This is a genomic window from Ruminobacter sp. RM87, assembly GCF_000701925.1.
GTDB lineage: Bacteria > Pseudomonadota > Gammaproteobacteria > Enterobacterales > Succinivibrionaceae > Ruminobacter > Ruminobacter amylophilus.
In genome coordinates this window covers 48,095-57,606 of sequence record NZ_KL370835.1, presented here as the reverse complement: position 1 = coordinate 57,606, position 9,512 = coordinate 48,095, and the positions used below count along the sequence as shown (strand labels likewise).

At 32.6% G+C, this 9,512-nt stretch carries 9 protein-coding genes; 2 read left to right on the top strand and 7 right to left on the bottom strand.

Annotated elements, in window-relative coordinates; genetic code table 11:
* Positions 1-243 (top strand): transposase domain-containing protein (locus T489_RS13880; RefSeq protein ID WP_051622154.1); only part of this gene is annotated, 243 nt, incomplete at its 5' end.
* 256 nt (positions 244-499) lie between these two features.
* Here T489_RS13880 and T489_RS13875 read toward each other — a convergent pair.
* From T489_RS13875 to T489_RS0112605, 7 genes are all read right to left on the bottom strand, one after another.
* Positions 500-1,369 (bottom strand): YecA/YgfB family protein, encoded by an 870-nt coding sequence (locus T489_RS13875; RefSeq protein WP_037320169.1) that lies wholly within the window; start codon positions 1,367-1,369, stop codon positions 500-502.
* A gap of 8 nt (positions 1,370-1,377) precedes the next feature.
* The gene (locus T489_RS0112635; RefSeq protein WP_031580364.1) at positions 1,378-1,863 is read right to left on the bottom strand and encodes a hypothetical protein; all 486 of its coding nucleotides are present in this window, start codon (positions 1,861-1,863) and stop codon (positions 1,378-1,380) included.
* A 737-nt stretch (positions 1,864-2,600) separates the two neighbouring features.
* Positions 2,601-5,159 carry an HD domain-containing protein gene (locus T489_RS0112630; protein WP_031580363.1) on the bottom strand — a complete coding sequence of 853 codons (2,559 nt, stop codon included), beginning with the start codon at positions 5,157-5,159 and terminating at the stop codon, positions 2,601-2,603.
* 625 nt (positions 5,160-5,784) lie between these two features.
* Positions 5,785-6,174, bottom strand: coding sequence for a hypothetical protein (locus T489_RS0112620; protein ID WP_031580362.1), 390 nt, complete (start codon positions 6,172-6,174; stop codon positions 5,785-5,787).
* Positions 6,167-6,397 (bottom strand): hypothetical protein, encoded by a 231-nt coding sequence (locus T489_RS0112615; RefSeq protein WP_157608275.1) that lies wholly within the window; start codon positions 6,395-6,397, stop codon positions 6,167-6,169. Before T489_RS0112615 ends, T489_RS0112620 begins: the two co-directional genes overlap by 8 nt.
* Positions 6,398-6,459: 62 nt before the next feature.
* On the bottom strand, positions 6,460-7,155 hold the full coding sequence (locus T489_RS0112610; protein WP_198020488.1) for a S1 family peptidase: 696 nt from the start codon (positions 7,153-7,155) through the stop codon (positions 6,460-6,462).
* A 366-nt stretch (positions 7,156-7,521) separates the two neighbouring features.
* Positions 7,522-7,701, bottom strand: coding sequence for a hypothetical protein (locus T489_RS0112605; protein ID WP_031580358.1), 180 nt, complete (start codon positions 7,699-7,701; stop codon positions 7,522-7,524).
* A gap of 227 nt (positions 7,702-7,928) precedes the next feature.
* Between T489_RS0112605 and T489_RS0112600 the strand changes: the two genes are divergently transcribed.
* Positions 7,929-9,488: a glycoside hydrolase family 36 protein gene (locus tag T489_RS0112600; protein WP_051622149.1), complete on the top strand. Its 1,560-nt coding sequence runs from the start codon at positions 7,929-7,931 to the stop codon at positions 9,486-9,488.
* The last annotated feature ends 24 nt before the right edge of the window (positions 9,489-9,512 follow it).

Below are 9,512 nucleotides of genomic sequence, written 5' to 3'. Positions count from 1 at the left end.
TTCACGGAGAACGGAGCCGATGTCAGTGCCGGATACTACACAATCATCCAGACAGCGATAGCCAACGGTCTGGCTCCGTACAAATATCTTGAATGGCTTCTTACGGAAATCAGTTCGGTAAGACCGAAGAACGTACTCAGCAACATGAGTCATCTTCTGCCGTGGTCAGACAAGGTTCCCGCATACTGCAGGTCAAATAATCTGGAAGACCTGCGTAAGGCTGAAACAGCTTCCGAGGACTAAACCTTTACAATATCAAAAACTCACTGTGGTAGTAGCACAGTGAGCTTCAATTTTAAATAACCCTATTTGCTTACACGCATACGTTATATTCCTGAAGAAGCTGCTGAATGATCTGACGTTTCCCCTCAGTCATTTGGATTCGGTGGACGTTCTTCTTTTCTTTAACCATAATGAAAAACTCCTGATTATATAAGTTAAATTATATCTCAGGAGTTTTTACGATATTTTTTGCTATACGTAATTTACAGAGTTTGGTTCACACGCCAAAAAAGTGTAATCTAATTTTATACTCAGGTTTAACAATATAGTTAATATATTTGAGAAACATTTCTTTTCCACAACATTTTTTGAATTTTAAGCCACTTCCACATGGACATTTTTCGTTTCTTTTTGTTATACATCCTTTTGATATATATTTATATTGTGGATTAATTTTAAACATTTGAAAATAAGGCAGACCTAGTTTTAAGAATTCATCTATTTTTTTAAATTTTTCAACTTCTGTTATGCTTTCTTCAATAAACTCAAGAACACACCTTTTATTTTCAGGGTGAGTGACAATACTTATAGCGGACAATGTTTTTATTTCCTCAATATGAGCTCTAGCAATTTTTCCCCAATACAGATTTCCTTTAATATGATCACACTCTAGATTCTGCATTGATTTTCCACAAATAGAACATTTTGATTTTTCAATTACAATTTCCGGACTTGCAAAAAATGTATATGGGTACAGTGATTCATACACTAATAACAGTTTTAATATCTCGGTTACTTCCAATCGTTCTTCTGCAAAACGCCCTATATGACGAACGTCATCAATGCAATCTTGCAAAAGCACCCATGAATTTGCATAATTTTTCTTCTTTAATGCATTAAAGTATAACATTAAATGACAGAACAACATGAAATAACATTTAAACACATAATTTGAGTTTGCTAATTGTTCATCATTGTTTTGCTTTGAAAATGACTCAATTTCATTAAAAGCCACTTGACAAGATTCAAATTCTTTAAACGCATCGTCAAAATTATTTAATAATAGTCGTTCCTTTAGGCAATTTAATTGTTTAAAAATATAGGTTACCTGACGAAGTTCGCGATGTTTAATAAAATATTGTAACATTATGAAACTCACATTTTATTCAAATCAATTTTATCAAAAGACTTTTTAAATGCTTTGGCATCTCCATTATAGTGTAATGATTTATTTTTCCCTTTTGATTTTATAATAAATGTCATATCAACTTTGGCATCTTCATTTTCACGCCCTTTCATTCTATCATGTATGTAGTTTGCAGCCATACTTACTGCCAACGGGAGTAAAACATTGGAACTAACCCAAATGATAGGCATCCAAATATCAAAGGAATGAAGTGAAAGTTCACTTACATCGCCACTATCCAAAAGCTTATAAGAATGATTAAAATCTTTTTGCCTGCAATATTTTATAAAATTAACAGATTCCTTAGCATAATAACATGAACCATCTGTATATTTACTAGGTATCGCAATAAAGTCAATATTATCTATATTGTTTTTAATTTCTGGTGATAGTGGTTGATTCAATTCAAATAAATTGGATAATTCGATATCAGTATCTTTTATGTATAATCCCATATATATCTCTCTATTCTTTGCCAATTATCAATCAAAAATAATAAAGGTAGCCTTTTAGGTGGTTTATATCTAATAATTTGTTTCTAATATAAACTCATTTATATTTCAGTATAAACAAATATGCAGTACATCTGAAATTGTTAATTCAAAATCATTATCTTAAAAAAGGTTGGCTTGAGTAATGTAGTTTTAATAAAGTTCTCAAATAAATCAATTATTTACCCTAAGTTAATACTAATTGCGCACCAATCATATAATTTTATTTAACGAATCTTCATCATACACAACATAAATAATAATTAATTTTTTGATTATATCTTTAATTATTGTATTGATAGCAAAATACTATTCTTATATCGATACCTTCTAATTTGCATTGCAAGAACTTTTTGCACAAATTTGATAAGGTGGAATGCTTTCATATATCCTAACCACTCGTGATCATGTTCAATCTGTTCCAAAAGATATTCACGTCAGAGGTTCTTATCATTTGGAGGATATTAAATAAATATCGATGTTCATGTTAGTTTGGGTTCTGTACTATGTGCCAGTTGTCCCGTTTAGTAATCAGGTTTGGATATATTCATTTAGCTGTTCTCCCTTTTTAAATAATTTTCTACCTTTTCTTTGAGTCTGAGCTATTATTTCTTATCATGGTTGTGATGGCCACAGGATGGTTCTCATGTCCTTATGTACAATGCCAGAAAGGATAAGTTAAATGACTAAACTCATTCATTTCATTTTGAAAACGTTAAAACTAGAGCTTTTCTTTTTCCTTCAAAACGCGAAACTGTTTTATTGTCTTCTTCAGATGAAGATACTTTGAATCCCAAGTCATTACATACTTTATTAATACACCACAGCAAGTTTGTATGAAAATTTGTATCATCTTGTTTGACACTTAAGAATCCGCTATTCATTATCGGAATAAATAGTGTCTCATCTTTTGACACTTGTTGAATACTACGTTCTACATCCAAAAAGTTATCTGCTCTGCTATTGCTGCTTATTGAAGATAAACCAATGATGAATTTCTTATTATCCTCGGCTAAATTAACAATCAATTCCTTAAAATTGCACCGTAAATAATTACTACTATCACCATCAAAAACCAACATCAACATGTCATCTGTCATATCTATACCGTATTTTCCTAGTACGTATGGCAAAAATAGTCTATCATTATCAGAAAGCGAGCCATTTTTTAGAATACATAATTGTTCATTCGCCCACCTAGAAAGGTTTATGTTTCCAACTTTAGCGTCTCTTCTTGCTGTGTCTGTTTCATATATCAAGCAACCAACATAATCACTATTACCACAATCAATGTTTGATAGACCACCTACAGAAGAAATATCAAAGTATGAAGACTGATTATTCCAAAATGTATTTATTGCGGCGATACCATAAAATGAGCCATCAATATCAATTCTTCTGAGCCTCTGATAGTTTGCCTCTATATATGCCAAATATGAATTGCTATCTCTATATCTAGCATAAGTTATATCTTTTAACCATTCTTTTAATTCATCACTTCCTTCACGAATTTTATTTATATCTAAATGAACTCTTGTTTCCTCGTTTCCTAGTTCTTTATAATAAACATCAACATCAATTCCTGCAGCAATACGTGAAATTATTGAAGCATATGGAACGTCAAATGAAATCGATCCTATAACAGATGGCTTCATAGTATATTTCTTTTTCCACTCAACTTTTTGAGGATCTAAGAGAAATCTTACTATCGTTGATGTGTTAGATACTCCTCTCTTATGTGAAACAATCGGGCTTAAACATAATCCATTCAAAAATTTAAGCACTATATTATCATTTAGTGATAAATCAAATTTTCTACTTTCAACAATTACGATTTTTGCTACCATAAATATGGAGTAGAACCCTATTCCAAATTGACCAACAGATTTAAAACCAGACGAATTCAATCCAGAATATTCCTGTTTGGATAAGTCCGAGGACCAAAAACTACAACCAAAATTTAAAAAATAGTCCTTTATGGTTGATATTGACATTCCCACGCCATCGTCGATAACCGAAATCCATGTTCCGTCTTCTTTTTCTTCTATTTCTATGAGAATTTTTCCATTAAAATCACCATCTATATATCGTCTTGCAACTATTGCATCCCTTGAATTCTGTATTAGTTCTCGAAGCACTATCTCTAGTTTGTGCTCTTTTCCATACAGTTTTTCTCCTCCAAGATTTTTTATTAGTTTCTCAACATTGCTAATATGAACAAATGCATCGTATGGCTCCCAACCTTCTGTTTTAATATACTTTCTCAATTCCTCTTTTGAATCTGCCCCGCTAACACCCTTCGCTTGAAATTCATCAATACTCTTTTTTTTCAATAATTCATTAGACGTCTTAAGTTCATGATCCAAAATACGAACTACATCGTACGCAACATTCCATGCTGCGAAATCTTCTTCTTTAAAATTTATATTAGACTTTATAATTAGCTTTTCTTTATCGCCTAAATCTATATCAATTTGAGAAAGTCTATTTTGCGCGACCCAATGATTTTTTGAAACTCCATTCAGTTTTAACAATCTTAGTAAATAGTCTGGAGCTCTCCCATCATCAATATGTCCTGCATCAGCACATCTTAATATACATGCAAGTTTTAAGGGATTTATTCTCCATTCATTCGGATATTCGGATGTCGGTGGTACCTGTATATCAAATTTCTTATCCACATCTTCAATATTCCAATGGTGACTTCCTGCTATTTGACTAATAATCGTTCCATAATGTTCACGAAGTGACTCATTCTCTATCAAATAAAAACTTGAGCCATCACTCCTTTTAAATAACTGATTATGCAAATCCTCAGCTTTTTTGGCATGTAATAATCTAATTGCCATAAAATCTGTTTCAAACAGTTTTTCATTTTCTTCTAACGAATCGTCTTTTCGGTAATCTTCATAATAATCTTTCCATTCTTTTAAGGATCTCAAATGCTTAATACCACCTATAGCATCATAAGATAAAACTGCATCATGCATAAGAAATGCACAACCAAGGACAAACGCTTCTAATGGAGAAACAGGGTATTTATCACCTACAATTACACTTGCCACTTGCCAAAGTCCATCAGCATGAGTTATGTCATGTACTGTAAGATTAGGAAAATCATCACGTATCTTTTTCAAAACGAAGCTGGCATTTTCTCGTGATTGAATAAACGCAGATTTTAATTTTTCTCTAAGATTAATATGACCATAGTTTTCATTTGCGATTGATTCTTTCCATAATTGCGTATCTTGAAAATTCATCTTTCTCACAGCCTTATACTATTACAATAATTCTACTCGATTATGTGATTTATATTTCACTATGTCCAGAGTCTACGCATGAATAATTGCTTTACCTCCAAAAACGATATTATTCTTAACCATAACAAAATTATTTATATTAAAAATATATTGTGCAACAGAGTCCAAATACATAAAAATTCCTTAACGTATAAAAATAATAACTAAACTTAATCCTCTGCTATTAAATTTTATATTTTGCCACGGGACATAAATGTAAACAATTAGCAAATTTTTCATTATCTTTCAATTATTTAGTTATCATAAAGGTGTATAGTTGTATCGTCGATAAAGAATGGTCTGACTGTAAGTGATTTGTCTTAGGTATTTACAACTATTCTGCCCATCGTATTTCTTTTAACCTTTACATATCAAGGGGGAGGATATACATTTCAACTCGTATCAAAGTCAGCGTAATACTAGATATAACAGATGCTTTTGGCAGTGTGAATTCAATTATTGTTATCAATTTTATCTTGCTTCACAAAATAATCAAGCAACCTTGGTCTTTTAGTTTCTCGTAATAAGATTTAATTACAATAATTAGCATAAAAACCGTTAAAACCAGCTTAAAAACTATATACAGCTAATCAAACAAATCATCCGAGTCCTCTTCGTCCTGAATTCTTCTCCGGAGCTTTTCATAATATGCTTTTACATTGTTGTATTCCTGCATCATGAAGAAGTCATCAGACTCTACCAAACGTCTTACATTCGGGAATTTTTCCGGATGCTGACGAACGGCACTTATAGGAAGCTCAACTCCCATGTAGACATCAGTTCCCGTAGGATCACACGGAACGCAAAGCTCTGTGTAGATTTCCTTATTCAATGCTTCAATGGAAATATCAACGTCACCAGAATAAACCACTCGGTCTAACAAATCCGGTTTAATCAGATTATGAATTTTTTCGTACAGAAACGGTTTCGAATATCCCGAAGGAGGGCAATCCAGGTTGGTGGCGCAGTCATACATAGTACAGATATCCAAAAACCGACTCGAGGAATGACCAGTATGCCTCTCTGCCTTTTCCGGCCAGAAGCTTTTCGAGATACGGCATAAAGATAAAACGCTCCACCTTATTTGGAATCATGTCGTAAAGCATGTCAAAGGTCTTGTCATAGTTACGGGCACCATTGGTATCAAAGAACTTGCCCACGTTGATAAGCTTAGTATCAAACCCCGATGCAAAATACACCGCCGTGAAATACTCCTGGAAGGAACGGTGTATGAAGTAATATTTCTCTCCCTCCTTGTACATTATACCGAAAGATTTTTTAGTATTGATTCAAAAGCAAGTAATTCTCTGGCATGTATAGCTACGCCTAAATTATTTGGGATTTTAGATTCTGCTTTTACTGTTTTTGTCGCCGGAATATCAACAATTTTTAAATCTCCCGAAATAGAGTGCTGGGCAGTAGCATAAACTATTCCGACTAATTTTAGTCTAGAACCTGGAATTAATGCATTGTTTTGATAGTAATACCCCTCATTAAATATAAAGACAGGTGAACCACTAGAACCAGGAAAAATAGCAGCATCTATAAGAAATATTGGTTTGTTTTGAAAATTATATTGCAATGCCGTAGCAGTTATTCCTTTTCTTACTATCGGTTTGTTGTTATGAAAATCCCAAATACCATCGGGATAACCGATAACAGTAATATCTTCTATATTTGAAAAAGAAGTTATTATTTCCTGTTGATTTGGTATATAACTCTTTGATAATGCTGCACGAAGTAGTTGTTTATGTGAGTTTTCTGCTTGTTTACATAGGTTTGCTATTGGCATAATAGCTAAATCGATATTTTGTTTTGGATGCAATATCCATTGAGATTCAAAATTATCTATTGTTATTGAGATATGCTCTTTATTTTGATTTGAAGAATCAATCGAAGAGAAACACAAAGTACCTGTGATAGAATCTTTAATTACATGCTTGTTTGTAACAATCACTGGTATATGCTCACCTGCGGTCTGGTCTTCACAAAAGTTGAAAAAGTGCAATATGTAGTATTTTTGTACACTCTTTTCTATTTTTACCTGATCATAAATTCTTGTTGTAGCGGATCAGGTTTTCAACCAGACGGATCATTTTTTCGTGGATGATGGCGGATCGTATTTTCTAAATTTCAAGGATCGGATTTTCCACAGTGGCGGATCAGCCTCATGAGAAACCGGTGAAATAAAAAAAACTGCCTGAGATTTCTCAAACAGTTAACATCTATCTGTGGCTGGTGTCACAGCCAAGTTAGTTTGTCATCAAAACAGTCCACTAAATTGTCAAATTCTCAGCTCTAAAATTTTCCTGAGTAAAAGATCCTAATTTTGCCAGTTGTTGTTGCTCTCTTCCTTTGTCAAAACCTTCTGATTTATAACAATAGTTCCCTTCTTTCTGATTTTGCCATTTTCCCTGTAAGAGATACCTGGTACCTTAGCGTATTTATAGTTACCTTTGGTCTGAAAAGATAATTTTATACCTGATGAAGTTGTCTCTGTCATAATGTAGTTACCAAATACGTTGGTATAACTACATTATGACAAAATTCAGGTGTACAATAAAGGGGTAATGTTTGGAAAACCAAGGTATAATAAGGAAAAAGGAGTAGCACTGTGCTACTCCTCACGAATTGTAGTTACCAAAAACTACAGGGAATTTAGGCTTAACAATATGAATTAATTTGTCTGCATCCCCTATCTCTCGTTGTTATCAAATAGAGGATTTTCTTATGAATAACATAATTGAAGACATATCAGATATCTTATCAGACAATAATTTTAGCTTTGATATTGATAATAACGAATTTATTTTTGATGAATTTAATGTTAAACAATCTGAATTAGTGCTTTTTAAAACAAAAGTTACTGATCCTAACACTCCATTTTACGCAGAAGGTTTTCAAATGCTCTGTTGTTATAGTGGAACCTTTGCTAATCCAACTTGTATTGCTAGATGTCCTGACAATTCATCAGTATATAGAATAACAAATGATCTTGGATACACAACTGTTTATAACTATATTGCATATAAATCAAATAACAGTTGGATTTTAGTTGGATTCTCTACTTGTAATAAGTTTCAAGGTTTCTTTAGAGTATATCCAGATGGAACTTTAGAAGCGGTAATGGACACTGAAAATTTTAAAGGATATAGTTCTCTCGAAAATCTTGTAATTATTGAAGACACCTCTTTATTTGCGATAAAATGCAAATTTGCTAAATATATAAACAACAATCTTTCCATTCAGATTCCTAATAAAACTCCAACAGGCTGGTGTTCATGGTATAGCTATTATGCGGATGTAAACGAGCAATTAGTAATTCAAAACCTTAATGAATTAAAAAATTTTGATTCTTTAGACTATCTACTAATAGATGATGGTTACCAAAACCACATGGGAGATTGGCTAGACTTTTCTGCATCCAAATTTTCATTAGGCTTAGAGGAGCTTGTCCATAAAATTAACAATACTGGAAAGAAAGCTGCTATATGGATAGCCCCTTTTATTTGTTCCACTGAATCATCAATTTTTAAAAACCACCAAGATTGGCTAGTAAAAGATAAAAATGGAAATCCTCTTTGCTCCTCAACTGTAACCTACGAAGGATGGAGAGAAGCACCTTGGTATATGTTAGATTTTAGTAATCCTGAAGTTTGTGAATATATCTATAATGTTGTAACCTTCTTTTATAAAAAGCTTAACATCACCTACTTTAAACTTGATGCCTTATATTGGGGAGCTATTAAAGGTAGTTACTTTAAATATAATCAAACAAGAATTCAAAATTACCGAAAATGTCTTGAAATCTTTAGGAAAGCCACAGATAACAAAGCATATATTCTTGGTTGCAACGCACCAATGTGGCCATCTATAGGTCTTGTCCATGGAATGAGATGTGCTGATGATGTTGAAAGAAATAAACAACGCTACACCCTAAACTTTCATGTTTTATTACACAGACTATGGATGTCTAGAATGCTTTGGCACGTAGATCCCGATTGTATATGCATAAAAGATATAACTAATCAGTCGTGTTCCCCTGAAATATATAATTACCATTTTAGTGGAATGCAATTATTCACAGACATTATTATGCTTGGAGATCCTTTATCCTCATATTCAGAGGAAGATAAACTAAAAATTGAGAAATTAATACTTAGCGCCAAGACCATTAATATTGAAGAACAAAGCGATGATTTAAAGCAAGTTGTATTTACAACTAATGATCAGAAATTCCGCATTACATTTGATTTAGTTAATCATTCTTGTGATGTTGTTAAAATATAAAAAAAAGCATGCCCGGGATCTTTA